The following is a 23,282-nucleotide window of genomic DNA, read 5'->3' on the forward strand; positions in this document are numbered from 1 at the left end:
CCATCACGGTGCTTGTGTAATTAACGAGAACACTCATTGTTTTGTAAGGACGGCGCTCACGTGCCGTCTTTTTTTGTCAACTTATGCAGTCTCGACCGTGTTGTATGTAGAGGGACCTCGCGAGACGCCTTCCCTATATCCACCACGACCAATTGGAGGTGACACTATGCCTGCACGCCGTAACCGCAATAGCACGCTCCGATGCGATGCCGATCAGATCGAGCGGGAAGCAAAGCGCTTGGTCGACACGTATTCCGACCTCATCCTTCGATTGTGCTATTCGGCCCTTGGATCCGCTGACGACGCTCAAGACATCTGCCAGGACACGCTGATCAAGATTCTCCAACGCACTCAACCGTTCGACTCGCTCGAACACGAACGTGCTTGGGTGATCCGAGTCGCACTGAACGCATGTCGCGATATCGGCCGTACGCACGCGAATCACCCGGTTGTCGACCTCGATTCGCTCCCCGATTTCTGCGCACCCGTAACACATACCGAGCAAGAATTCGCGCAACGCGACTGCGCCATTCTTTCCGCTGTCACGGCCCTGCCTCAAGCACAGCGCATCGCCATCTTTTTGCACTACTACGCAGGCATGAGCATCAGGGAAATCGCAGACGCCGTTCACGCGACGCCAGCTGCAACCGCCCAGCACCTTAGCCGCGGACGTGCGTCACTTCGGCTTTCCTTGAAAGGAGACCACAATGACTACGAATTCGAATGACTATCGCCACGCCCTGGAGCACATTTCGTTTACCGATAATGCGAAGCAGCACATGGCAAACTCGATTGCTCAGTCCGTCGCCTCAAGCGATGCGGCGACCGCTCAAAGCAACTTTAATGGCACGCGACGCAAGCCGCGCATCGCCCGCCATCCCGTAAGAACAGTCGCTCGCATTGCCGCTGTAACGGCAGTCCTCGCTATCGTCATTGGAGGCGCTGGCACGGCTATGGCAACAGGCGTCCTGCCGCTTCCTTCTGACATGCTTTCCGACATCTTTGACGGACCTGCTTCTCAAACCGAGATCATCGACCGTATTGGCCGGCCCGTCGGTGCTAGCTGCTCCAACAACGGAGTCACCGTGACCGCCGACGCCATCATGGGCGACAAGGATATGGTTACCATCGCCTATACGCTTACGTTCGACGATCCCGCTGCCCTGAAAAAGCTTTCCGAGCCGGGCGAGAACGGAACTATCGCCGGAAGTGTCGATGGAAACGTATACGTTGATGGCGAGCATGGCGGCCAAGGCCAATCATGGCTCATTGACAAGAACCCCAATGACTCCAGCATTCAATACTTTGCACAGTTCAGCGTTGAATCACCCGGCCTTATGGGCAGGACCGTCCGCACGCATATCAACTCTCTCGTTGTGCCACGTGCTGGCAAAGAGCTTCCCGAGTATAAGAAAATACTTACGGGCCCATGGGATCTTAAGTTCCAGCTGAATTACGAAGATACATCCGTTACGATTCCCGCGCCCAAATCGGTCAACTTTAACGGCACCAAGGCGACGATTCAAGAGGCCACCGTATCCTGCGTTGGCGTTTCAGTCCGCTACAACATAGATCGTTCCATCGAACACGACAACAACAGCGGCAAGATGTCTCAAAACATGGAGGAGTCTATGGATGCCGTTGGCAACATACCCCTCATCGTGACGTTCAAAGACGGTCATGTTGAGGACGCAACCAGCCACAGCGGCTATTTCGCAAATAAACTGGATAACGGCACCACTGATGTCCACAAGACCTGGCCGTTCTCGCAAGTTTGTGACACAGACAAGATTGCAAGCGTACAAATTGGCGATACGGTCATTCCCATGAATTCGTAACGCTACGCGGCTCGTATATGCACCCGGTTCCGCACTTCGCGTCTAAAGATGCGCTGTCATCGAGCAGCGTGAGCGCAAGGCCGCCCGTATGGTCGGCTGGGAACACCTCGTTGCGCTAAAAACCACCACGAAGGGGACCGGCACCTTTGTGGTGGTTTTGCTGACTCGTCCGACCTGTCCCAACGGTTTGTCTCAATCTGTAACAGGTAGGGCCCAAATAATCGGTTAGCTGTTACAGATCGAGACAGACCACGGATGCTCGGCCGAAAATCTCAATCTGTAACAGGCAGGAACGATTTTGCCCCTTAGATGTTACAGATTGAGATATTTGACAGCTTGAATCGGCATCGCCTACAGCGCGGCGACGACCTTGTCGCCCATCGTCGTGGTGCCGAGGATCTTATCTGCCGGGGTGTTGACATCGGCGATGTCACGGGTGCGCCAGCCCTCGTCGAGCACGCGCGCCACGGCGCTCTCGATCCACGCGGCTTGCTCGCCCATGTCGAGCGCGTAGGTCAGCAGCATCGCCACCGACAAGATTTGAGCCAGCGGATTGGCCACGCCGAGCCCCGCGATGTCAGGAGCGCTGCCAGCGCTCGGCCCAAACAGCGATACGCCATCATCCAGCGAGGCAGAGGCAAGCATACCGAGCGATCCGGTAATCTGAGCCGCCTCATCGGACAGGATGTCGCCGAACATGTTCTCCGTCACCACGACGTCAAAGTCTGCCGGTCGACTGATGAGCTGCATGGCGGCGTTGTCGACGAGCAGGTCCTCAAGCTCCACGTCGGAGTACTCCTCGTCTTGCACGCGATGCACGATCTCGCGCCACATGCGGCTCGTCTCCAGCACGTTGCGCTTATCAACGCTCGTCACCTTGCCGCGACGTTTGCGCGCCGCCTCAAATGCCTGGCGCGCAATGCGCTCAATCTCGTACTCGCGATACTCCATCACGTCGACCGCACGCTGACCGGCCGCACCCGCAGCGCCCGCGCAGGTCACGGATGCGGGCGCCAAAGTCCCACGGCATGTTGTAGCCCATCGTATCGGGGATGTTCACGACCGTGGCACCGGCCTTTACGGCCGCCTCGATAATGCGCACCAGAAACTCCTGATCGGAGCGGCCGGCATCCTCGGCATAAAACTCAACATCGTCAACGAACTTGCGAGCATGTTTGACGGCATGGATCGCTCACTCAATTGCCCTTTCCTCAGTCATATGGAGCTTGTCGCGCAGGTGACTGGTGCTCACACCCAGCCCTGTATGGATACGGGGCCTCTGGGCCGTTTTGAGCGCCTCTGCAGCCACTTCGATATCCCTGTCGACAGCGCGCGTCAGGCCGCATACCGTGCATCGGTCGCCCGCAATCTTGCCAATCTCCTGTACGGAGCGAAAGTCACCAGGACTCGAGATGGGAAAGCCCGCCTCGATAACGTCCACGTTCATGCGCACCAGCTGGCGGGCGATGAAGAGCTTTTCCTCGGTATTCAAGCTGGTGCCCGGCGACTGCTCACCGTCGCACAGGGTGGCGTCAAAGATTGTGATTTTGCGGCTTATATGTTCCTCCTGATTGACCGTTTTATGACAGATGGCTTTCAGGAGAGAGAGAAGGCCTAGAGATAGAAAAATACCCGTGTCGCTCATCACGCCTGAAAGCGGCAGACGATAGCGCACCCGGGTACAACAAATCGTTATAGCGAGATTACAACCCTAGCGCGCTATCCAATCTAGTAGCGCTAGGCCTAGGAGCTGTTGCGTGTTCTTAAACATGTTGGGCTCCCTTCGGCCTCGGGTAGTACTACATCGCGCTAAAGTACAACACAAGTAAAACCACCACAAGGGTGCCTGTCCCCTTCGTGGTGGTTTCGTTGACTCAAAAGCAAGAGACCCGGTCCTGCACGAGGCAGAACCGGGTCTCTTTAGCAATGCTTGCTTTGCTCAGGCAGTAACTGTTAGTTACTCAGCCAGGAAGTCGCGCTGGATAGCGGGATCGACCTTGACGCCAGGGCCCATGGTGGAAGACACGGAGATGGACTTGACGTACTTGCCCTTAGCAGAAGAGGGCTTGACGCGCAGGATCTCGGTGTACAGGGCAGCGTAGTTCTCGACGAGCTGCTGCTCAGAGAAGGACTTCTTGCCCAGGGGCACGTGGCAGATGCCGTAGCGGTCGGCGCGGTACTCAACGCGGCCAGCCTTGAGCTCGGAGACCATCTTGGCGACGTCCATGGTCACGGTGCCGAGCTTGGGGTTCGGCATGAGGCCACGGGGACCAAGGATCTTACCGATGCGGCCAACCTTGGCCATCATGTTCGGCGTAGCGATAGCGGCGTCGAAGTTGATCTCGCCCTTCTGAATCTGGGCGACAAGCTCGTCGGAACCGATGATGTCGGCGCCGGCAGCCTCAGCCTCGCGGGCCTTCTCGCCCTCGGCGAAGACGGCAACACGAACGGTCTTGCCGGTGCCGTGGGGCAGGGAGATGGAACCACGGATGTTCTGGTCAGCCTTACGAGTATCGATGCCCAGACGGAAGTGGGCCTCGACGGTCTCGTCGAACTTGGCGGTGTCGAGCTCCTTGATGAGCTTGGCAGCCTGAAGGGGGGTGTAGAGCGTGGCGCGGTCGATCTTCTCGGCAGCGGCGTTATAGCTCTTACCATGCTTAGCCATGTGCATTACCTCCTGTGGTTAAACGGGCGTGAGCCCTCCCACATCGTATCGTGTGCCCTATTGCACACATATAACGGGCGCCCCGGTCGGAGCACCCGTCATTACCTAAAGAAATCGCTACTCAGCGATGGTGACGCCCATGGAGCGGGCGGTACCGGCGATGATCTTCTTGGCGGCGTCAATGTCGTTGGCATTGAGGTCCGGCATCTTGATCTCGGCGATCTTGGTGAGCTGCTCCTGGGAGAGCTGACCAACCTTGTCGGCCTGGGGCTTAGCGGAACCAGACTTGAGGTTCAGCTCCTTCTTGATGAGGTGAGCCGCCGGCGGGGTCTTGGTGATGAAGGAGAAGGACTTGTCCTCGTAGACAGAGATCTCAACGGGGATGATGTCACCCTTCTTGTCCTGCGTCTCGGCGTTAAAGGCCTGGCAGAACTGCATGATGTTCACGCCAGCGGCGCCCAGGGCGGGGCCGACGGGAGGAGCGGGGTTAGCTGCACCAGCAGGAATCTGGAGCTTAATGACGTTGGCAACCTTCTTCTCAGCCATGGTCATTCCTTTCGAATCACGAGTGTGAAGTACTTGCTATATCGTAAGCACGCACGTGTTAGAAGCACTCCTGAGATGAGCAGTCACAGAAGAAGCACGCTCGCGCGAACGGACAAAAACTTAAGCGATGACAGCGACCTGGTTAAAGTCGAGCTCGACCGGCGTCTCGCGGCCAAAGATCATCAGCGTGACCTTGAGCTTGCCAGCCTCGGTGTTAACCTCGGAGACCTTGCCATCAAAGTCGGTAAGCGGGCCATCGGTGACGCGGACGGACGTGCCGACCTGAATATCAACCGAGGTGCGCTTGGGCGAATCGCCCTTACCGGGACGACGAGTCATCTTATTGTACTCGTCACGGGAAAGCGGAGCGGGCTTGCCGTTGCCGCCCAGGAAACCGGTGACGCCAGGCGTGTTACGAACGCACGTCCAAGCGTCGTCATCCATTTCCATGCGAACCAGGACATAACCCGGGAAGATCTTAGAATCCTTGGTCTCACGCTTGCCACCCTCTTTAATCTCGGTGACGCGCTCCATAGGAATCTCGATATCAAAGATACGGTCCTGCATGCCCATAGTCTCGATGCGATGCTCGAGATCGGACTTAACGCGGTTCTCGTATCCAGAGTAAGTGTGAACGACGTACCAACGCTTAGACATGGTTTAGCCCCTCAATCCAGAGAACAGAGCAAGAGCCTCGCCAAAGCCAGCATCGAGCAGAGCGATGACGACGCCGACGACGATCAGAGAAGCGCAAACGACGACCGAGTAGTTCACGAGCTCCTTCTTATCGGGCCACGTGACACGCTTCATCTCGGACTTCACCGAAGCGAAATACTTCTTGGTGCGGGCGAAGAAACCAGGCTTCTCGTTCTTCTTAGACTTCGCAGCCTTCTCGCTCTTCTTGGCAACGGCCTTCTTGGCCTCAACCTTGGAGTTGGCGGCAGCGTTGTTGGCAGGTGCCGGCTGCTGTGCCTTCTTCTTGTTCTTCTTGTTGGCCATTTGGGTTACCTCCGCGCAATGCGCTTATACATGAGTAAACCGTAAGCCCCCAAGTGGGAGCTTACGGAATAATGACTGGCACGCCAGGAAGGACTCGAACCCTCAACACTCGGTTTTGGAGACCGATGCTCTACCAATTGAACTACTGGCGTATATGACTAGAGACTAGCGAGTCTCTTTGTGCAGCGTGTGGTGACGGCACCAGGGGCAATACTTCTTGATCTCCATACGATCAGGCATGGTCGACTTGTTCTTGGTGGTCGTATAGTTGCGGCGCTTGCACTCAGTGCACGCAAGAGTAACTAGAGTACGCATGTATCCTGAACCTTTCATTTCCGCCCCGTACGGGCACGAGTTGTTACTTTATCAGCTCCACGTAAGTGCTGTCAATGAAAACCTCGAGTCAATTGGTTCTCGGTGGATCCATTCATATTTGGAACACATCAATGAAGCCATCGAGAGCTAATCGACGGTGCATCCAGGACCATTATCGATCCTCTCGACTCCAGCAACGGCTCAATATCCATTGCAGAAAAGAACCCGGCACCCATATAAGTGCCGGGTTCTCTAAGTCAGCTATATCAAAGAGCTAATTTACTCAATGATCGTGGAGACGATGCCCGAACCGACGGTGTGGCCACCCTCGCGGATAGCGAAGCGCAGGCCCTCCTCCATGGCGATCGGGTGGATGAGGTCGCCCTCGATGGTGATGTGGTCACCAGGCATAGCCATCTCGGTGCCCTCGGGGAGCTTGACCGTACCGGTAACGTCGGTGGTACGGAAGTAGAACTGAGGACGATAACCATCGAAGAACGGGGTGTGACGGCCGCCCTCCTCCTTGGTCAGAACGTAGATCTCACCGGTGAACTTGGTGTGCGGGGTAACCGAACCGGGCTTGCAGAGAACCTGGCCGCGCTCGATGTCCTCGCGCTTGATGCCGCGGAGCAGCAGACCGACGTTGTCGCCAGCCTCGCAGAAGTCCATGGACTTACGGAACATCTCGATACCGGTAACGACGGTGTTCTGGGTATCCTTGATGCCGACGATCTCGACGGGCTCGTTGAGCTTGAGCTCACCGCGCTCGACACGACCGGTAGCAACGGTACCACGGCCGGAGATGGTCATAACGTCCTCAACGGCCATCAGGAACGGGAGGTCGTTGTTACGAGCAGGCGTCGGGATGTACTCGTCGACGGCGTTCATGAGCTCGCGGATAGCGTCCATCCACTTGGCGTCGCCCTCGAGAGCGCCCAGAGCGGAACCACGGATGACGGGGATGTCGTCGCCGGGGAAATCGTACTCGGAGAGGAGCTCGCGGGTCTCCATCTCGACGAGGTCGATGAGCTCGTCATCGTCGACCATGTCGCACTTGTTCAGGAAGACGACGATGTAGGGAACGCCGACCTGACGGGCGAGCAGAATGTGCTCGCGGGTCTGAGCCATGGGGCCGTCGGTGGCGGCGATGACCAGGATAGCGCCGTCCATCTGAGCAGCACCGGAGATCATGTTCTTGACGTAGTCAGCGTGGCCCGGGCAGTCAACGTGAGCGTAGTGACGGGCAGCAGTCTCGTACTCGACGTGGGAGACGGAGATCGTAATGCCGCGCTCGCGCTCCTCGGGAGCCTTGTCGATGTTCTCGAACGCAGTGAAGTCAGCCTTGCAGCCCTCGGTCTCGGAGAGAACCTTGGTGATGGCAGCGGTCAGCGTGGTCTTGCCGTGGTCGACGTGACCAATGGTGCCGATGTTAACATGCGGCTTAGTGCGCTCAAACTTCTCTTTGGCCATAAAGCCCTCCTCTAAACAGGTCGTCCCCGGACGGGACTTTGCCTTTATACCATAGTGGCCTCTCAACATACTATTGAGAAGCCACCGTGTTACCTATGGTAGCGGTGACTGGATTCGAACCAGTGACGCCACGGGTATGAACCGTGTGCTCTAACCAACTGAGCTACACCGCCGGATGGAGCCTGCAACCAGACTTGAACTGGTGACCTCTTCGTTACCAACGAAGTGCTCTACCGACTGAGCTATACAGGCACTTGACGGGTGGGAGCTATAGGATTCGAACCTATGTAGGCAGAGCCAACGGGTTTACAGCCCGTCCCCATTAACCACTCGGGCAAACTCCCAATCGTTCAAGTATCCGCAGGTCCTTTGGTCTTTTGGACCGCCGCCCCCCGCGAACGAAAAAGATAATACGATGCAACCTTGGGGGCTGTCAACGAAAACCTCTAGATACACGGTTCCGGGCGTATCTATATAGCCGTGACCTGCGGTTTTGTTGAGTTTGGATGTGAAGGACAGTGGTTTTGGATACAGAGGTGACATTTCCCAAGGTAACACTTTGGCGTAGTGGAGTACACCTTCAGGATCGAACTTCGATAACAGCCTATTTGCACCTATATATAGGTCGAGATCGGGCTTCCGCGGCAGATTCGAGCGTGGATTTTCTTCCGTTTGAAATCGAGCGTGGATAATCTCCCACTTTTGGCGTGTCTCCAAGGCCAAAGTGGCAGATTTTCCACGATCATTCACTAAGCGGGAGATTTTCCACGCTCGTACGTCCGATAATCCACGCTCAGGGGGGCAGCCGAGCTCGACACGGCTTTTGTCTCGATCTGTAACATATAGAGAACATTTTCTCCCCTATCTGTTACAGATTGAGATATTACGCAGAGACCCCAGCTCACGTCTCATTCTGTAACAGTTAGATAGGTTTTCCTCCCCTATCTGTTATAGATCGAGATGTTTTTCTGCTGGCACCTGACATTGTCTCGATCTGTAACAGTTAGATACGATTTAACCGTCTTGGTGTTACAGATTGAGACAAATTGGGGAACGAGAGGGACGCTGAGCCCGATAACTCACCAAAATAAGAAACGGGCCCTGTCCCACAAGGAACAGAGCCCGAAACTCTCATGGAGCCAGTGACAGGAAGTCCGCGTATTCGCTTCGCGAATCCGCTCCGGCTTCGGATGCCTGCCGGCATCCTCGCCCGCTCGCTACGAACGCTTCGCGTTCGCTTGACGCTCGCGCCTCTGCAGGTTCGATTCCGGCACATACAAGAAACGGGCCCTGTCCCATAAGGAACAGGGCCCGAAACTCTCATGGAGCCAGTGACAGGAATCGAACCTGCAACCCACTGATTACAAATCAGTTGCGCTACCGTTGCGCCACACTGGCACACTTGGCGCTTTCGCGCGAAGCCAATTAAGAATAAAGGAATTGCAGACGAGGCGCAACAGGCCGCACGGCGTTATACAAATATGCAAAATCCAGCAACAGCGCGTACCAAGCCCGTTCATTTCTGTCAGTGCGCCCTCAATCTTAAAACCATTCGCCAAAACGAATAGTTTTAATTACAATTGGCTATATAAAACTATTCGTTTTGGCGAAGGGTTTCGCGATGTTGACTACAAAGGAAGCAGCCGAGCTGCTCGGCATCACCCCGCGCAGGGTGCAGGAGCTCATTAAGAACGGCGCGCTGACCGCCCGCAAGGCTTCTGGCGTGTGGCTTATCGACAAAGCCAGCGTAGACACGCGACTCCGCTCCGCAACCAAAAGAGGGGGACGGCCTCGTCGCGGGCATGGGAAAAGCGAAATCGCATTTACCCTCATGAACCGCACGCACGAAGTGGCCCAGCTGGTCTACAGCAGATCGCGGAAAGACTTCACCCACATCGGCGCCGACGTCGATCGTGCCCACGCCCCTATTGGAGTTTTTACTCCCAGCAAACCTGTATCGCTCGACTCCTTCCGCATCTGGTGGCGCGGCCGCGGTATCCCGCTCGCACGCATTGGGCTAGCCTCCCTGCTTGCAGAAGCCGCAGTCGATGTTCCCGATGAACTCGTACAGCGAAATCTTGGCCTCTCCTTATCCGACCAGTATTGGATTAGGCCCCAAGACTCCGGTCTCGCGTGGGAAGATATCAATTTCTTCAATAATGCTTTTGACGACGTCTCGTTGACCATTGCGCCCTTCGCCCCGGAGGGTAAGGCAGCTGCCGCAAAGCCCGACAACACCTCGGACGGCAATCTTCAAAAGTACTGGACATGCGAGGGCGGGCGTCGAATCCTCCACAAGGCAGGTGCACATCTAAACCAGGAACCTTATAACGAGCTGGTAGCAACCGCGCTCCACCGTCGTATCCTAAATACCTGTGATTATGTGCCTTACTCACTCGAGGGCACGGGCACTTCTGCCCTGAGCACATGCGATGTCTTCTTAACTGACGAAGAAGAATATGTCCCTGCGTTCTATGTAAACCAGCACGTAAATGCGGACGACCGGCTAACCGACTACGAACGGTATGTTACAAACTGTGAGGAGCTCGGGGCGACGGGCATAAAAGATGCTCTTTACCGCATGATCGTATGTGATGACATCATTGCCAACTTCGACCGTCATTGGCGCAACTTTGGCCTCGTGCGAAACGTCAACACACTAGCGTGCAGGCCGGCCCCCATCTTTGATTCGGGCTCATCGCTCTGGTGCAACATGTCTCTAGAGGAGCTCCGGACAGGAGAACACAGCTTTACCAGCGCACAGTTTTATTCAAGTCCCGCAAAACAAATGTTGCTCGTCGAGGATATGAGCTGGTTTGACGGCAACAGCCTCGATGGTTTCGTTGACGAGGCAATCGAGATTCTATCCAGAAACGATGCCCTAGCAGCGAGACTGCCTTATCTAAAAGAGGCGCTAACGTGGCGCCTCGAAAGAATGATCGACATCGCTGAATGGAGTTAGCGAGGCAGCATTGCCCCGCCAACTCCTCTACCTCCCGCGCAACGCCTTGAGCTTGGCCAGGGCCTCGGGGCTTAGGCGGCTGCCCAGGGTCATCTTGATCTGCGGAGCTTCCTCTGCCTCGTGAACATCGTTATCGATCTGTTTGATCTCGTCCACCAGCATGCGGCTCGAGATGCGCGTGACGCCCTTGCCCATGACGACGGCCTGGATCGTGCCGTCGCTCGACACCACGGAGCACGCGCGGCCTTCCTCGCGCGCCTCGATGCAGAGCTTCTGCACCACGGTATCGGCAGAGACGCCCGTCGGCGAGAACTCGATACGCACGCCGCGGGCCGGCAGGTTGGGGCGCTCGCTGGAGATATTGCCCGCGCCGTCAAACACAATCACAGCCTCGTAGCGGCCCTGGGCAAACGCCGCCACGTCGTTGATGAGTGCAGTGCGCGCCATATCGTGGACGTCGCTGGAATACGGATCGTCGGAATGGTCGTACACGAGCTTTTCGTAGCGCGGCGTGCAGTGAATCACGTTATAGCCGTCGACCACCAGCAGCTCGGGCTTATTGGAGTGCACCGTCGAGACAGGATCGGCGATGGCCTGCGCAAACGCATTGCCGCCCACGCCATAGGTCGCGGCCGAAACAATCGGCTTGGCCGAGCCTTCGCCAAAGCGCTTGGCCTTGGACTTGGCGCGGTTCTTCTTGGACATGCGCTACTCCTCCCCCATGAGCTCGCCGGCATTGCGGCGCAGCCACTCAAAGCACAGCGCGGTGGTCGCCTGGGCCACATTGAGACTCTCGGTCATGCCGCGCTGGGGAAGCTTGGTCAAAAAGTCGCATTTCTCGAGCACCAGGCGCGAGATGCCGTCGCCCTCGGAGCCCATGACGAGCGCCACGCGGCCCTCGAAGGGAGCATCCCAGCAGCTGCCCTCGGCGTGCTCGGAAGCACCGCCCACCCAAAAGCCAGCGACCTTGAGGTCATCGAGCGCACGGGCGATATTGGGAACCTGTGCGATGGGCAGATGCATGACGGCGCCGGCAGAAGTCTTGTAGCTGCCGACGGTCACACCGGCGGCGCGCTTGTTGGCAATAATGACGCCCGCCGCGCCCACGACCTCGGCAGAGCGCACGATGGCACCAAAGTTACCGTCGTCGGTCACATGATCGAGCACGACGACGAGTGCCGGGCCATCGCCCGCGCGGCCGAGGATATCGGCAACATCGGCATAAGGGAAGTTGCCAACCTCGAGCGCGATGCCCTGGTGAGCGCCATGGCTCGACAGTGCGTCGAGCTGCGCACGCGGCACATACTTAATGCGGACACCCGCGGCGTTGAGGTCATCGATCAGGCGCGACAAGGCGGCATCGCGCTCCCCGCCCTCGGCGATGAGCGCGCACTTGACGGGAAAACCAGTGCGTAGCGCCTCGGCGGCAGCACGGCGACCTTCGATAAACTCGCCCTTGGGAGCCTGGACAGCGTCGCGGCTGCGATCGCGCTGCAGACGTGCGGCCTGGGTGCGATCGCGCTGGCCCTTGGAAGCGGCAGCGCGGTCATTGCGGCGAATCGGACGCGAGCCAGAAGCAGCCTGCTTGCCGCCACGCGGTGCACGCTTGCGGTTGTCGGCCATAAAACGGCCTCCTTAAATAGATAACGAACAAGAATCGACCGTCCGAGCCACGGCACCTTGCCTTTCAATCGTCGGGCATGACCACCAGGTCTATGCCCTCCTCTTTCAAGGCAATCTGCCGCACCTCGAACGGTCGACAAATACTAGAGAGTCTTAATACGGGTGCCGGCGGCCGTGTCCTCAATGGTGAGGCCCAGGTCCTTGAGCTGATCGCGGATGGCGTCTGCCAGATCCCAGTTCTTGGCGGCGCGGGCCTCGGCGCGGGCCTCGAGAATCTTGGCAGCAGCCTCGTCCACATCGTCACCCGTGTAGGCAACCAGACCGGCGGCAACGCCCAGCAGGCCCAGCGGCAACTCGACCTTGGGCTCGGGGAGCTCAACGCCAAACGTATCGAGCAGCTCGGTCAGCGTATCGGCGGCAGCCAGGACTACGGCCTTGTCGGCAGCATCGCCCGCCTGCTCCAGATACTGATTACACTCGGTGACAAAGCCAAAGACGGCACCCATGGCACCGGCGGTGTTAAAGTCGTCGTCCATGCACTCCTTAAAGGCGGCACGGGTCTCGGCGGCCTTGGCGGCAAGCGCCTCGGCGGCAGCCTCATCGGCATCGGCCGTCGCGTGGCTTGCAGCCCAGCGCAGGTTCTCGACCGTACCGGCGATACGCGTGAGAGAGTTCTCGGCACCCTCCAGGCGCTCCCAAGAGAAGTCGAGTGGCGAGCGATAGCTCGTCTGCAGCATCAGCAAACGCAGAGCCGCGGCAGAGTGCTGCTCGAGCACCTCGGCCAGGGTAAAGAAGTTACCGAGCGACTTGGACATCTTCTCGCCGTCAACCAGCAGCATGCCCGTGTGCATCCAGGTGTTGGAGAAGCCCTGGTGCCAGGCACAGGTGGCCTGGGCGCACTCGTTCTCGTGATGCGGGAAGGCAAGGTCGGATCCGCCGCCGTGGATGTCGATCGGGGTGCCCAGGTAGCGATGCACCATGGCGGCGCACTCGGTGTGCCAACCGGGACGGCCCTCGCCCCAGGGGCTCGGCCAGCTGGGCTCGCCGGGCTTGGCGGCCTTCCACAGGGCAAAGTCGAGCGGGTCGTTCTTGTCCTCGTTCTCCTCGATGCGCGCGCCAACCATAAGGTCGTCGATGTTGCGGCCCGAGACCTGACCATAGTTGGGATCGCTGCGCACGGCAAAGTACACATCGCCGTTATCGGCTGCGTAAGCGTGGCCTTGCTCGATAAGCGTCTTGATCATGGCGATCATGGGGCCAATCTCCTTGGTGGCGCGGGGGCGTACATCGGGATCGAGCACGTTGGCGGCGCGCATGACGCCGATGAACTTGTCGGAGAACTCCTTCGCGACCTCGGCAGCCGTACGGCCCTGCTCGTTGGCGCGCTTGATAATCTTGTCATCGACATCGGTGAGGTTCTGGGCGAACGTGACCTCGTAGCCGCTCGCAATGAGCCAGCGACGAATCACGTCAAAGCTGATGAACGTGCGGGCGTTGCCGATGTGGATGTTGTCGTAGACCGTGGGGCCGCACACGTACATGCGGACCCTGCCGGACTCGATGGGCTGGAACTCTTCCTTTTTATGGGTAGCGCTGTTGTAGATACGCATTCGTTACTCCTTAACGGTTTTCTGTAGCAGGCAGACGGCCCAGGCGCCAATTCCCTCGCCTTGGCCTTCCCAGCCGAGCTTTTCGGTCGTAGTGGCGGCGACGCCCACGTTTTCGACGTCAACGCCCAGGGCATGGGCCAGGTTGGCGCGCATGGCATCGCGGTGCGGGGTGATTTTGGGCTGCTGGCAGGCAATGGTGCAGTCGGCATCGACAAACTCAAAGCCCAGCTCGCGCGCATAGTCCATCACACGGGCAAGCAGCACCATCGAGTCGGCACCCTCATAGGCAGGATCGGTGTCGGGGAACAGTTTTCCAATGTCTCCCCCGCGGCAGGCGCCCAGAATGGCGTCGGCCAGCGCGTGCGCGAGCACATCGGCATCCGAGTGGCCCAGTAGGCCGCGCTCGTAGGGAATGTCGACCCCGCCGATGATACATCGACGCCCCTCCACCAAACGGTGGACGTCGTAGCCGTGGCCAATGCGCAGGTTACTGAACATGGGGAAGGTCCTCTCCCTCGGCCATGCGACCGAGCAGAATCGCGGTTACGGGACGCAGGTCCTCGGGCACCGTCACCTTAAGGTTGTCGCGTGGGCTCTGGACGCAGCGAACGCGTCCTCCCATGCGCTCAACCAGCGAAGAATCGTCGGTCCCGATAAACCCCTCGGCGATGGCTGCGGTGTGGGCGCGCTTCATGGCGTCGACGCTAAAGATCTGCGGCGTCTGCGCGGCCCAGTAGAGCTCGCGTGGCGGCGTCTCGACGATGTTGTCGCCATCGACAATCTTGAGTGTGTCGATGGCGGGCTGGCCGCACACGACACCGTCGAGGGCGCGGTCGCCCACAAGCACGTCGATCGCATGGTCGATGGCCTCAGTCGTAATGAGCGGACGAGCGCCATCGTGAATGGCGACGTATTCAAAGCCTGCCGGAACCGCATGCACGCCGGCACGGGTGGAATCCTGGCGGGTATCGCCGGCATCGGCAAAGCCGATGGGCGTGTCATAGTCAAACGGGTCGATGGCCAGGCGGCGCATCTCGGCACGGCGCTCGGCAGGACACACCACCACGATGTGGCCAACCTTGTCGCTACGATCGAACGCACGGATGGACCAGCTCATGAGCGGACGGCCCGCCACGTTAACGAGCTGCTTGCCACCGGGGTTACCAAAGCGCTGGCCGCTGCCACCGGCAACGACCACGGCGCATACGGGCGCCATTATGCGTTCCCCTGTTTGGTGCCCTTCATGCGGTACAGGGAGTCCGCAAGAATGGCAGGGTTGTTGACGCCAAAGTCGCCCAGACGTTCCGGGTCCTCGCTGATGTCATCCATGAGCTCCTGCAGCGAGCCGTACTCGTCGACGATCTTCTCGGCCACGCCGTCACGCACGACGGACACGCGGGAAAGTGTACGCAGACCCAGCGGCGTCATGACAGAGTCCTCGTCCAGGTCGTCGTAGCCCAGAACTGCCGCCACATGCTGCGGGTCGGACAAGTCCTTGGGCGTCATGCGGCTAAGCTCGGCACGGATCTTCTCGGCATTAGCCTCGGAAGAGTCACTCGCGTAGTCGCGGATCATCAGGTCGTATTCGGTATCCATGCTGGAGCCGGCGAGCTGCTCGAGCTGCATCTGTACGAGCTTGCCCTGGTTGCCCAACTTGACGATGCAATCCTTAAGCTCGGTCTTTGCCTGCTGCATGATCTCGAAGCTCGAGAAAATACCGGTAATGTCGGCGAGCGTAACGTAGTCGTCGAGCTCAAGGGCCGTCAGGCGCAGCAGGGAGCGATCGAGCGACTGACGGGTAGTCTGGAGCGTAGCGACGAGCTGGTTGACCGAGCTCATGATGGTGGTGACGGGCTGAATCTCGTAGCTCTTGCCGTGAACGTACACGTTAACGACGGCACGACGGGCCGAGACCGAGATCACGATGGCGTCGGTGAGCACCGACATGCGAGCGGCAGTACGGTGACGCATGCCCGTTTCACTCGTGGCGAGCGAGGGATCGGGATTGAGGTGGAAGTTGGCGCGCAGGATCTGGGTGAGGTCGCCATCGATGACGATGGCACCGTCCATCTTGGAAAGCTCGAACAGGCGGTTCGAGGTAAACGAAATGTTGAGCGGGAAGCCGTCGTTACCGGCAGCGAGTACGTTTTCGGTGTCGCCGACGCAAATAAGAGCGCCCAGGTGACCAGCAATGATCATGTCGAGGGCGGTGCGGATCGGCTGGCCGGGGGCAGTCAGGCGAATAGCCTGTTCCATACGCTTTTGCAGCTCGTTCTTATCCAAGGCATCGCTCCCATCGTATACGCTCCATAAACGCTAAATAGTTTCTCACGGTTTGCCCCCGCAGCGCTTGCGAAATCCGATGCTTACAGAATGAGCGAACACCGCTGGGGTAGTCAAAAGAGCCCCAACCCAAATGAGCTGCTTATGTGGTAGCATCGGGATTCACATGAATGAGGGAGTAGTCGCGTGACCGGGTTCGCCTCCGGTGGCGCGGTAAGTCAACACACTGGCCGATGCGGCCTGGCTTGCCTTAATGAACGAGACTCGTGGCTGTGCGCGCAACGCGTACGCCACGGGTCTTTTTTGTTACTCCCCCAAGAGGTACACGCGGGCCCGCCCGCAGAGAGGGAGTCAGACTATGGGACTCGCAGAGCTCGTGCTGCTCGCCGTTGGCCTTTCGATGGACGCCTTTGCCGTATCCATCTGCAAGGGCCTTGGCATGAAGAAGATCGACCTTAAAGTCGCCGCGGTGCTCGGCCTGTTCTTTGGCGGCTTTCAGGCCGGCATGCCCGTAATCGGATGGGCGCTTGGCAGTCAATTCATGGGCATCATCGGACCCATCGACCATTGGATCGCCTTTATCCTTTTGGCCTTTATCGGCGGCAAAATGCTGTGGGAATCCTTTACCGAGGACGAGAATGAAGGCGACGGCAAGGATGCCGAAAAGATTGACCTGGGCGAGTACCTGATCCTCGCCATCGCCACCTCAATCGACGCCCTAGCCGTAGGCATCTCATTTGCGGCGCTCTCGGTTGACATCGTTCCCGCTGTATCGCTTATCGGCGTCACAACGTTTATCTTCTCCATCGCCGGCGTAGCGATCGGCCACACCTTTGGCGCGCGCTACGAAAAACCTGCCACCATCGTGGGCGGCATCGTGCTCATCCTCATCGGGCTTAAGATCTTGCTTGAGCATCTGGGGATTTTGGCGCTGTAACGCCAAACGCAATCGCTCAAAACTCAACGCCAGTAGCATCACGAATAGTCCCCGCCCAACGGGGTTCTCCCCTCCGCAGGCGTTTCGAAACCCGCCCCCATCCCGGATTCCCACGCAGCGGCCGCGTTCACCGCCGACACGGGGACCCCTAGCTCCCCCGCGACGCGGCAGACCCTCGGCTGCCCCTCGTAAAGGATGCAGAAGACACGGTCGAGGTCCGACGGTTCGACCAGGCTGTACCGGCAGTCCGCGTACAGTGCGCAGCCCCTCCCGCGCGGGTCGCCGTCCGAGTCCTCATCCGGCTCATGATGGCGCACCTCGACCCAAAGGCCCTCCAACACGTCGTCGAACCCGAAATCGAGCTCCGCCTGGACGCTCTCGCCGAGCGCATCGCCCAGGGCGAGCTCCGGCACTTTCGTCACACGGCCGTCCAGCCACTCAATCTCTGTCATCGCGCGCATGGTGCAAGCCCCTTCCGACACAGGATTGTCAGCTCAACCCGACCCTTACCCATACGGACGAACATAACTCGCCAAGGGAAGCCCCTGAAGGCCGTGCGCCACAACATGAGGCCGAATCCGCCCCCGGCTGGACAGGCCAACAACGAAGGAGCACACGGAACCGGCGCGGCGTTACAACCGTCCCGGCAAGCATGTCACTTGGCCAAGTCATGATGCCGACAAACCCGGAAATGCTCCAACGGAGCGCCGAACGAGCGTAACAATATAAAGCCGTGCAACACGCGTTGGACGACCAGAACATCCCAAACAAAGGCCTGTCGGTCCCACCTTCAAGCCCAATAGCAAAATGTGCATCAGCGGATTTGCAGCGATACAAGTCTCAACCGTCACCATCACACCGCAGCGCGCCTAGTCCCACTCATCCTACTGCAAATGTCCCAGAACGAGAAAACGACCAGCTTAACATGCCAACCTTTATATCCGCACGCGCGTAATTCAACTCATAAGGACCGGTTATCCCTTACCTGTGACACAATCTCAAACGCACAGAACAGAATCATCAGTCCAATCATCGCATAAGAGGCAGCCGAACCTTCAAACACTATTCCACAAAGAACAATCTCCGCGCCGCCAATAAGAACTGTTATCAGGCGCTCTGCCTTTTTGCTCTCGCCGCTCGCATAAAAAGGCGGCAAAGCGCACAAGATCACATATAGCCCGGGAAGGGAATACAGGATCGATAGTCCAAGCCCCCCATCAACCGCAGTGTTTTGCGTAAGAATCAACTGAACCCAAACGGCAATTATCACTGAGCAGGTTGTCGATAAAAGAAGGCTAGAAATATAGCACGCAAGAAAGTCCCGTCGCATTCGAACAGAGAAATCCGCGAACTCTCTTCGCCGCGTGGAAACAATAAGGTACACAGAAATTGCAATAGAACCAATCAGAGAAAACAGCGGAACAACCAGCAATTCAAGCTTATTACCCCATCGATCAACCACACCCCCACTCCAATGAGCGGGAATTGTATCAGGGAGGGCTGACCAAGCCGCCCATAGAATCAGAAATGGAAGAATAGAGAGGATGAAAGATGATAACACTGCAGTAATTTTTTTCGAGGCTCTCATCGATTCCGCATCTCCTTGTGCGCTCACATTCCACTCCGTCTTAAATCAAGTAAAAATAATAGCTTGAATGCAAATTTGTTTTAATTATTGGTTGATCTCATTTCCATTCTTAATAATTGTTATCTTGATTTTATATCGATTATTCGATATATAGTAATATAAATTGTGTTCAAGGAGGGCACCATGATCCGTATTCGCTCCATAGAGCTCTCAAATGTGAAAAACGTTGCTAACGGCACGATCGGCTTCAAGGACAGCCCCTTCGGTTCCAGCGTGATGGGAATATACGGTCAGAACGGATCGGGCAAGACCGCCGTCGTCGAATCCCTCGCGCGAGTCCAGGATTTGATGTGCGGCTTTCCGCTCGACCGTGAAAGCGTCGATCTGATCGGCCCCTCTGCCGAGTGCGCCAAAATCAGCATCGAGGTCGAGGTGACGGAGGGTTCCCCTTCCTCGCTCGGCTTCGTAGGCGGGCTCGGCGGCACCGTAGCGGCCGGGAAGCCCTTCACAGTTTGCTACTCGTTCTCCTTCGACAGGCTCGACGACAGACCGCGCCTCCTCTCCGAGGACCTCTCCGTCCGCGCCGAGGGGCTCGTCAAGAGAAGGCTCGCCGCCTACGATGCGGCCGATACCGAGGACAGCCAGAACCTGAAGCCCGTCAACAGGTGGCGGGCACTCAGAAATCTCGCCGGAAGGGAGGCCGACCTCGACCTCACCGTCGCACGGCGCTCCCCCGACCTGCAGGGCTCCTCGAAGCTGTTCTCGAACGCCATGGTCGCCTTCGCGGTCGCCGCGAGAAAGTCCTATCTCGAGCGCCTCGGAAATAACTCCCTATCCGAGGCGGCGAGGACGGCGTACGAGAGCGTATTGGTTCCACTCATGGACTCCACGACGCTCCTGAACAGGTTCGCCGACGATAAGATGAGGGTCTGTGACACGCGCCGAAGCGCGGCGCTGGCGTTCAACATCTTCCTCCTCGCCTCCCCGGGCAGCAGCACAGGCGGATGGTCACCCGAGGAGGCCGGAAAGGCCCCTGTCATCCGCGACGTGTCACTCCCTATCGATCAGACAACGGTCCTCCCCTCAGAAGTCTGCGACTCGGTCCGCAAGACCGTCGAGACCATCAACTGCGCGCTTGGGGCAATCGTTCCGGGACTCAGCATCCAAGTGAACACCCTCCACGGCGAAACGATGGAAGACGGCACACCGGGCGAGCGCGTCGAGCTCCTATCATGCCGGCAGGGGGTACGCGTCCCCTTCAGAACAGAATCGGAAGGAATCAAGAAGATCGCATCGATGCTCGGCTGGCTGATAAACGTCTTCAATGACGACAGCGCCTGTCTCGTCGTTGACGAGATCGACTCCGGAGTGTTCGAGTTCCTGCTCGGCGAGCTCCTCGAAGTCGTGACCGAGCAGGGCAAGGGCCAGCTCATCTTCACCGCTCACAACCTGCGAGCGCTTGAATGTCTCCCGGTCGGATGCCTCGTCTTCTCGACCTCCAACCCCAACAACCGCTACATCGGGTTCCGGGGCATGGCACCCTCGAACAACCTCAGGAACCAATACCTGAGAGCCATCAACCTCGGGGGGCAGAAGGAACAGCTGTACGAGCCGACCAGAACCTCCGCGATAGGCTCCGCCCTCCTTGAGGCTGGAAGCCCCCAGGCCCTCGACTTCGACTCCCTTCTGTCCTCCATGGGAGGCGAGTGACCATGGCAAGGGAGAAGCGGGTCGTCCTGATTCTCGTGGAGGGGCCGAGCGATGAAAACGCGCTCCTCGAGCCCATGCAGGCCGCGCTCAACTTCGCCGCAAACGGTGCACCGCCCGAGGCGAGGGCGCTCGCCTTCCACTGCGACGTTACCACGGTGCGACCCTTCTCATGGGAGGCCTCCTTCGCCGTCAAGGACAGGGTGCGCGACACCGTGCGCCAGTTCGTCGTCGACCGCATCGCGTCGCGGCACGAGTACGAATGGACCGACCTCGACCGGATCATCCACATCGTCGACCTGGACGGCGCCTTCATACCGAACGAGTGCATCGTCGAGGGGGACTGCGATGGATTCGTCTATGGCCGCGACTCTATCACCGCCCGGGACACCGCTAGGGTGGTAGACAGAAACGAGAGAAAGTCTGCCGCGCTGCTTGAGCTCGCGGGCACGCGCGAGCTCAAGCACAGAAAACACGCAGTCCCCTACAGAGTCTACTTCATGTCCCGCAACCTCGAGCATGCGCTCTACGGCTCCGTACGCGAATTCAGCGATGACGAGAAGAGGCAGCTTTCCGCAGCCTTCGGCAAGAAATACCGGAACGACCCCGAGGGTTTCATCAATCTGCTCCGAAGCGGGGACGTAAAGGTTCCGGGCGATACCGTGGAGGAGACATGGCGCTACGCCCGGGAAGGCACTAATTCCCTCCACCGGGGCTCAAGCCTTCACCTCTTCTTCTCTGACTCTGAACCGGAATCTCCGCCCCGGCCATCCGCTCCCTAGGATCCGAAAGCCCGAATGTCGTGCTGGCGCTTGTGCGAGACGATCAACTTTCGGCAGTCGCTGCTCCCCGTTTTGATCGCATGGCTCTTCCCCGTCGCCCTCCAGCGCCGGGGGTTCCCCTCCATCGCGAAGAGGTAATCCCCGTCCGGCCTTGCCGTCTCTGTAACGCCGAGCCTCCCGACGCGCCTCAAGGAAGGCGGGGTCGTCCCGGGAGAGTGGACAAAACTATAGAGACACGTTCCAAATTGACTAAAGGGTGATATGGGTTAGACGCCAGGCAATTTCCCATTTCTTAAAAGAAGAGAGGGGGCACCTGTCGCAAAAGACCGGGTGTCCCCTCTCGTAATGTCATTTGCAATCCGCTAGCACGTGGCTCGGACCGCTGCCGGCGTGACCTTTACGCGGCAAGGCGCTTGAGGACGTCGATGAGCAGCTCGTAGAAGCGCTCGGCAGAAGCGAGCTCCATGCTCTCGTCCGGGGTGTGGACATCGGAGAGCGTCGGGCCCACGGCGATGGCGTCCAGACCGTGCAGGGCCTCGGCAAACAGGCCGCACTCAAGGCCGGCGTGAATGGACTCGATGCGCAGCTCGGAGCCAAAGAGCTCACGATAGCTCTCGACAAAGACGTCGCGGACCGGCGAATGCTCGGCATAGCTCCAGCCGGGATACTCGAACTCAAACTTGGCGTCGAAGCCCAGGACATCGGCCAGCGTCTGCAGGCGGTCCTTGAACTCGTCCTGCAGCGAGGTGATCGAGGAGCGCGGGGACAGCATGATCTTGACCTCGTCGTCAGAAGTGGCAACCACACCGATGTTGGAGGAAACCTCGACGGAGCCGTCGGTGGCGACGTTGCGGCGAATCACGCCGTTAGGGGCAAGACGCAGGGCGCGGATGAGGGCAAGCGCGGACTTCTGGTCCATGGCCTCGACCTCAGCGTTATCGGCAATCTCGACGGTGCAGGTAAAGCCGGGGTCGAAGACCTCGAGCTCGGCAGTGACGTCGGCGATGATGCCCTTTGCGATCTGGGCCGCGGCCTCGGCGGCAGCGTGGTCGGCGTAGACCAGAACAGCCTTGCACTCACGGTTGATGGCGTTGTCCTTGGTGCCGCCGTTAAAGCTAACGATGGCGGGCTCGCCGGCAACCATCAGGCGGTCGATGATGCGGGCCATGATGAGGTTGCCGTTGCCGCGCTCTAGGTTGATATCGTTGCCGGAATGACCACCCAGTAGGCCGGAGATGTCGAGCGTGAGGGTGCTGCCGGTCTTGTGCTCGCGCACGATGGGGCAGGCGTAGGTAACAACGACGCCGCCGGCGCAGCTGACGGTGGCAACGCCCTCTTCCTCGGAGTCAAGGTTAATCATGGTGCGGGCGCTAATCTGGGACTTGTCGAGCGTCTCGGCACCGACCAGGCCAGTCTCCTCGTCGGTGGTGAATACGCACTCGAGGGCGGGGTGAACGATCGAATCGTCATCGAGAACAGTGAGCATCAGAGCGACAGCAATGCCGTTGTCGGCACCCAGGGTGGTGCCGTTAGCGGTGAGGACGCCGTCCTTGACGACCAGGTCGATACCGTCGGTCGTAAAGTCGTGCTCAACGGAGCCCAACTTGTCGCACACCATATCGATGTGGCCCTGCAGCATCACGGCCGGAGCATTCTCGGCGCCGGCAGAAGCGGGCTTGCGAATGATGACGTTGTAGACCTCGTCCTGGTACACATCGAGGCCGCGCTCCTTGGCAAACGCAACCAGGAAATCGCTGATGCCCTTCTCGTTGCCAGACCCACGGGGGATCGCGCTGACCTCCTCAAAGAAATGGAACAGCTGGGCGGGCTCGTAGCCGGTAATCTTGTAATCCATGGTGCCTCCTTGGCGCAACTGGTTAGACAGTAAGACATGCGCCTTGTATATTCCCAGACTTTGCGTGCATAAACCAGTCGAAAACGCCGAGCGCCCTCGCAT

Annotated in this window: 22 protein-coding genes, 5 tRNA genes and 1 pseudogene; 6 read left to right on the top strand and 22 right to left on the bottom strand. The window is 58.6% G+C overall.

All coding sequences use genetic code 11. From position 1 onward, the window contains the following. The first annotated feature begins 166 nt into the window (after positions 1 to 166). Together DWY03_RS04345 and DWY03_RS04350 are read left to right on the top strand one after the other, a co-directional pair. Positions 167 to 727 carry an RNA polymerase sigma factor gene (locus DWY03_RS04345; protein WP_117583099.1) on the top strand — a complete coding sequence of 187 codons (561 nt, stop codon included), beginning with the start codon at positions 167 to 169 and terminating at the stop codon, positions 725 to 727. After that, positions 708 to 1,838: a DUF4179 domain-containing protein gene (locus tag DWY03_RS04350; protein WP_117635373.1), complete on the top strand. Its 1,131-nt coding sequence runs from the start codon at positions 708 to 710 to the stop codon at positions 1,836 to 1,838. Before DWY03_RS04345 ends, DWY03_RS04350 begins: the two co-directional genes overlap by 20 nt. A 351-nt stretch (positions 1,839 to 2,189) precedes the next feature. On the opposite strand, the gene DWY03_RS04355 is transcribed toward DWY03_RS04350, so the two are convergent. The 13 genes and pseudogenes from DWY03_RS04355 to DWY03_RS04415 all read right to left on the bottom strand — a co-directional run bounded on the left by DWY03_RS04355 (position 2,190) and on the right by DWY03_RS04415 (position 9,231). Further along, on the bottom strand, positions 2,190 to 2,840 hold the full coding sequence (locus DWY03_RS04355) for an isocitrate/isopropylmalate family dehydrogenase (RefSeq protein ID WP_233502585.1): 651 nt from the start codon (positions 2,838 to 2,840) through the stop codon (positions 2,190 to 2,192). Further along, positions 2,764 to 3,483 (bottom strand): annotated as a pseudogene (locus DWY03_RS04360) (hypothetical protein). The gene DWY03_RS04355 and the pseudogene DWY03_RS04360 overlap by 77 nt, the downstream one beginning before the upstream one ends. 312 nt (positions 3,484 to 3,795) lie before the next feature. Further along, on the bottom strand, positions 3,796 to 4,503 hold the full coding sequence (gene rplA, locus DWY03_RS04365; protein ID WP_089572518.1) for a 50S ribosomal protein L1: 708 nt from the start codon (positions 4,501 to 4,503) through the stop codon (positions 3,796 to 3,798). Positions 4,504 to 4,620: 117 nt separating this feature from the next. After that, complete coding sequence (gene rplK / locus DWY03_RS04370) at positions 4,621 to 5,049, bottom strand: 50S ribosomal protein L11 (protein ID WP_022093893.1); 429 nt, start codon at positions 5,047 to 5,049, stop codon at positions 4,621 to 4,623. A 120-nt stretch (positions 5,050 to 5,169) separates the two neighbouring features. Next, positions 5,170 to 5,706 (bottom strand): transcription termination/antitermination protein NusG, encoded by a 537-nt coding sequence (gene nusG / locus DWY03_RS04375; RefSeq protein ID WP_006234984.1) that lies wholly within the window; start codon positions 5,704 to 5,706, stop codon positions 5,170 to 5,172. A 3-nt stretch (positions 5,707 to 5,709) separates the two neighbouring features. Beyond that, entirely contained in the window at positions 5,710 to 6,048 is a 339-nt protein-coding gene (gene secE / locus DWY03_RS04380) for a preprotein translocase subunit SecE (protein WP_117840004.1), read from the bottom strand. Between the two features lie 76 nt (positions 6,049 to 6,124). Continuing rightward, a tRNA-Trp gene (locus tag DWY03_RS04385) sits at positions 6,125 to 6,200 on the bottom strand. A gap of 13 nt (positions 6,201 to 6,213) precedes the next feature. Then, positions 6,214 to 6,363, bottom strand: coding sequence for a 50S ribosomal protein L33 (gene rpmG / locus DWY03_RS04390; protein ID WP_022093895.1), 150 nt, complete (start codon positions 6,361 to 6,363; stop codon positions 6,214 to 6,216). Positions 6,364 to 6,642: 279 nt separating this feature from the next. After that, positions 6,643 to 7,833 carry an elongation factor Tu gene (tuf, locus tag DWY03_RS04395; protein WP_117563790.1) on the bottom strand — a complete coding sequence of 397 codons (1,191 nt, stop codon included), beginning with the start codon at positions 7,831 to 7,833 and terminating at the stop codon, positions 6,643 to 6,645. 96 nt (positions 7,834 to 7,929) lie between these two features. Continuing rightward, positions 7,930 to 8,006, bottom strand: a tRNA-Met gene (locus DWY03_RS04400). 3 nt (positions 8,007 to 8,009) lie between these two features. Further along, positions 8,010 to 8,085: transfer RNA gene (locus DWY03_RS04405), tRNA-Thr, on the bottom strand. A 10-nt stretch (positions 8,086 to 8,095) separates the two neighbouring features. After that, positions 8,096 to 8,177, bottom strand: a tRNA-Tyr gene (locus DWY03_RS04410). Positions 8,178 to 9,156: 979 nt separating this feature from the next. Further along, positions 9,157 to 9,231, bottom strand: a tRNA-Thr gene (locus DWY03_RS04415). A gap of 223 nt (positions 9,232 to 9,454) precedes the next feature. Here DWY03_RS04415 and DWY03_RS04420 point away from each other — a divergent pair. Next, on the top strand, positions 9,455 to 10,795 hold the full coding sequence (locus tag DWY03_RS04420; protein ID WP_117840005.1) for a DNA-binding protein: 1,341 nt from the start codon (positions 9,455 to 9,457) through the stop codon (positions 10,793 to 10,795). A 27-nt stretch (positions 10,796 to 10,822) separates the two neighbouring features. Here the strand turns inward: DWY03_RS04420 and DWY03_RS04425 are convergent, their stop codons facing one another. The 6 genes from DWY03_RS04425 to disA all read right to left on the bottom strand — a co-directional run bounded on the left by DWY03_RS04425 (position 10,823) and on the right by disA (position 16,284). Next, a complete protein-coding gene (locus tag DWY03_RS04425; RefSeq protein ID WP_055285223.1) occupies positions 10,823 to 11,500 on the bottom strand; it encodes an NYN domain-containing protein in 678 nt (225 codons plus the stop codon). A 3-nt stretch (positions 11,501 to 11,503) separates the two neighbouring features. After that, the gene (gene rlmB, locus DWY03_RS04430) at positions 11,504 to 12,418 is read right to left on the bottom strand and encodes a 23S rRNA (guanosine(2251)-2'-O)-methyltransferase RlmB (protein ID WP_117840006.1); all 915 of its coding nucleotides are present in this window, start codon (positions 12,416 to 12,418) and stop codon (positions 11,504 to 11,506) included. 143 nt (positions 12,419 to 12,561) lie between these two features. Further along, complete coding sequence (cysS, locus tag DWY03_RS04435) at positions 12,562 to 14,028, bottom strand: cysteine--tRNA ligase (RefSeq protein WP_117840007.1); 1,467 nt, start codon at positions 14,026 to 14,028, stop codon at positions 12,562 to 12,564. A 3-nt stretch (positions 14,029 to 14,031) separates the two neighbouring features. After that, the gene (gene ispF / locus DWY03_RS04440; protein ID WP_006234975.1) at positions 14,032 to 14,526 is read right to left on the bottom strand and encodes a 2-C-methyl-D-erythritol 2,4-cyclodiphosphate synthase; all 495 of its coding nucleotides are present in this window, start codon (positions 14,524 to 14,526) and stop codon (positions 14,032 to 14,034) included. After that, positions 14,516 to 15,244, bottom strand: coding sequence for a 2-C-methyl-D-erythritol 4-phosphate cytidylyltransferase (ispD, locus tag DWY03_RS04445; protein ID WP_117840008.1), 729 nt, complete (start codon positions 15,242 to 15,244; stop codon positions 14,516 to 14,518). The genes ispF and ispD overlap by 11 nt, the downstream gene beginning before the upstream one ends. Further along, complete coding sequence (disA, locus tag DWY03_RS04450; protein ID WP_369796797.1) at positions 15,244 to 16,284, bottom strand: DNA integrity scanning diadenylate cyclase DisA; 1,041 nt, start codon at positions 16,282 to 16,284, stop codon at positions 15,244 to 15,246. The genes ispD and disA overlap by 1 nt, the downstream gene beginning before the upstream one ends. Positions 16,285 to 16,669: 385 nt before the next feature. On the opposite strand from disA, the gene DWY03_RS04455 reads away from it, so the two are divergent. Next, entirely contained in the window at positions 16,670 to 17,248 is a 579-nt protein-coding gene (locus DWY03_RS04455; protein WP_117840009.1) for a manganese efflux pump MntP family protein, read from the top strand. 38 nt (positions 17,249 to 17,286) lie between these two features. Here the strand turns inward: DWY03_RS04455 and DWY03_RS04460 are convergent, their stop codons facing one another. Next, positions 17,287 to 17,709: a hypothetical protein gene (locus tag DWY03_RS04460; protein WP_117840010.1), complete on the bottom strand. Its 423-nt coding sequence runs from the start codon at positions 17,707 to 17,709 to the stop codon at positions 17,287 to 17,289. A 500-nt stretch (positions 17,710 to 18,209) separates the two neighbouring features. Beyond that, entirely contained in the window at positions 18,210 to 18,863 is a 654-nt protein-coding gene (locus DWY03_RS04465) for a DUF1648 domain-containing protein (RefSeq protein WP_124785975.1), read from the bottom strand. Positions 18,864 to 19,019: 156 nt separating this feature from the next. On the opposite strand from DWY03_RS04465, the gene DWY03_RS04470 reads away from it, so the two are divergent. Further along, a complete protein-coding gene (locus DWY03_RS04470) occupies positions 19,020 to 20,546 on the top strand; it encodes a hypothetical protein (protein WP_117773487.1) in 1,527 nt (508 codons plus the stop codon). Positions 20,547 to 20,548: 2 nt separating this feature from the next. After that, complete coding sequence (locus tag DWY03_RS04475; RefSeq protein ID WP_117773488.1) at positions 20,549 to 21,325, top strand: hypothetical protein; 777 nt, start codon at positions 20,549 to 20,551, stop codon at positions 21,323 to 21,325. Positions 21,326 to 21,722: 397 nt separating this feature from the next. Here DWY03_RS04475 and DWY03_RS04480 read toward each other — a convergent pair whose 3' ends face one another. Beyond that, the gene (locus DWY03_RS04480) at positions 21,723 to 23,180 is read right to left on the bottom strand and encodes an aminoacyl-histidine dipeptidase (RefSeq protein WP_117773489.1); all 1,458 of its coding nucleotides are present in this window, start codon (positions 23,178 to 23,180) and stop codon (positions 21,723 to 21,725) included. Positions 23,181 to 23,282 lie beyond the last annotated feature (102 nt).

This window comes from Collinsella sp. AF23-2 (assembly GCF_003459245.1).
In the GTDB taxonomy this organism is placed as follows: Bacteria; Actinomycetota; Coriobacteriia; order Coriobacteriales; family Coriobacteriaceae; genus Collinsella.

Bases quoted from the DNA above. Each gene is read 5' to 3' on its own strand.
- rlmB (WP_117840006.1), bottom strand. From the start codon at position 12,418: ATGGCCGACAACCGCAAGCGTGCACCGCGTGGCGGCAAGCAGGCTGCT.
- nusG (WP_006234984.1), bottom strand. From the start codon at position 5,706: ATGTCTAAGCGTTGGTACGTCGTTCACACTTACTCTGGATACGAGAAC.
- DWY03_RS04470 (WP_117773487.1), top strand. From the start codon at position 19,020: ATGATCCGTATTCGCTCCATAGAGCTCTCAAATGTGAAAAACGTTGCT.
- DWY03_RS04460 (WP_117840010.1), bottom strand. From the start codon at position 17,709: ATGCGCGCGATGACAGAGATTGAGTGGCTGGACGGCCGTGTGACGAAA.
- cysS (WP_117840007.1), bottom strand. From the start codon at position 14,028: ATGCGTATCTACAACAGCGCTACCCATAAAAAGGAAGAGTTCCAGCCC.
- tuf (WP_117563790.1), bottom strand. From the start codon at position 7,833: ATGGCCAAAGAGAAGTTTGAGCGCACTAAGCCGCATGTTAACATCGGC.
- DWY03_RS04420 (WP_117840005.1), top strand. From the start codon at position 9,455: ATGTTGACTACAAAGGAAGCAGCCGAGCTGCTCGGCATCACCCCGCGC.
- DWY03_RS04455 (WP_117840009.1), top strand. From the start codon at position 16,670: ATGGGACTCGCAGAGCTCGTGCTGCTCGCCGTTGGCCTTTCGATGGAC.
- DWY03_RS04480 (WP_117773489.1), bottom strand. From the start codon at position 23,180: ATGGATTACAAGATTACCGGCTACGAGCCCGCCCAGCTGTTCCATTTC.
- DWY03_RS04475 (WP_117773488.1), top strand. From the start codon at position 20,549: ATGGCAAGGGAGAAGCGGGTCGTCCTGATTCTCGTGGAGGGGCCGAGC.
- rplA (WP_089572518.1), bottom strand. From the start codon at position 4,503: ATGGCTAAGCATGGTAAGAGCTATAACGCCGCTGCCGAGAAGATCGAC.
- disA (WP_369796797.1), bottom strand. From the start codon at position 16,284: ATGGAACAGGCTATTCGCCTGACTGCCCCCGGCCAGCCGATCCGCACC.
- DWY03_RS04345 (WP_117583099.1), top strand. From the start codon at position 167: ATGCCTGCACGCCGTAACCGCAATAGCACGCTCCGATGCGATGCCGAT.
- secE (WP_117840004.1), bottom strand. From the start codon at position 6,048: ATGGCCAACAAGAAGAACAAGAAGAAGGCACAGCAGCCGGCACCTGCC.
- ispF (WP_006234975.1), bottom strand. From the start codon at position 14,526: ATGTTCAGTAACCTGCGCATTGGCCACGGCTACGACGTCCACCGTTTG.
- DWY03_RS04425 (WP_055285223.1), bottom strand. From the start codon at position 11,500: ATGTCCAAGAAGAACCGCGCCAAGTCCAAGGCCAAGCGCTTTGGCGAA.
- ispD (WP_117840008.1), bottom strand. From the start codon at position 15,244: ATGGCGCCCGTATGCGCCGTGGTCGTTGCCGGTGGCAGCGGCCAGCGC.
- DWY03_RS04350 (WP_117635373.1), top strand. From the start codon at position 708: ATGACTACGAATTCGAATGACTATCGCCACGCCCTGGAGCACATTTCG.
- rplK (WP_022093893.1), bottom strand. From the start codon at position 5,049: ATGGCTGAGAAGAAGGTTGCCAACGTCATTAAGCTCCAGATTCCTGCT.
- rpmG (WP_022093895.1), bottom strand. From the start codon at position 6,363: ATGCGTACTCTAGTTACTCTTGCGTGCACTGAGTGCAAGCGCCGCAAC.